The sequence below is a fragment of the Brachyspira catarrhinii genome (assembly GCF_005518285.1).
Taxonomy (GTDB): Bacteria; Spirochaetota; Brachyspiria; order Brachyspirales; family Brachyspiraceae; genus Brachyspira; species Brachyspira catarrhinii.
Window position 1 is genome coordinate 1 of record NZ_SJDU01000765.1, and the last position, 494, is coordinate 494.

1 protein-coding gene is annotated in these 494 nt (G+C 30.8%); it reads right to left on the minus strand.

What is annotated here, in order from left to right; genetic code table 11:
- Positions 1–141: 141 nt before the first annotated feature.
- On the minus strand, positions 142–494 hold a 353-nt coding region (locus EZH24_RS14525), incomplete at its 5' end, for a hypothetical protein (protein WP_161976202.1).

Genomic DNA, 494 nt, shown 5'->3' on the forward strand with positions numbered 1-494 from the left:
TTTTTAAAATATAATTCGACTATTATATAATTAGTTATGAAATTAGTCAAATATTAAGTTTAAAATAAAAAAGACACCGCAATAAATACGATGCCTTTTTCTTATCTTATCAATTTTTGTCAGTTTATTAGTTTTTAAGCCTTATGATTTTTTAAAATTAACAGTTACGCCTTCTCCTGAAACTTCGCAATCAGATGCACTTGTGAATTTGAAAGTCATAGATACATTTCCTTGACCTGTGAAAGGATTTACAACTATTATAGCTACCGTCCATTCGTTAAATTCTTTATCTTTATTAGCATCCCATTCTGTTATTGTAGCTTTACTTCCAAAGTCTATTTCTCCCGCGTCGCTGAAAGTAAAACTCAATCCTTGTCCATCCGTATCGTTCCAAGTTCCGACTAATTGAGTGGGTTTAAATGTTGTTGGGTCTGTGCCTTTATCTTTACAAGAAATAAAAGCGACTACTAAAACTGATAAAACGATAAGAAATA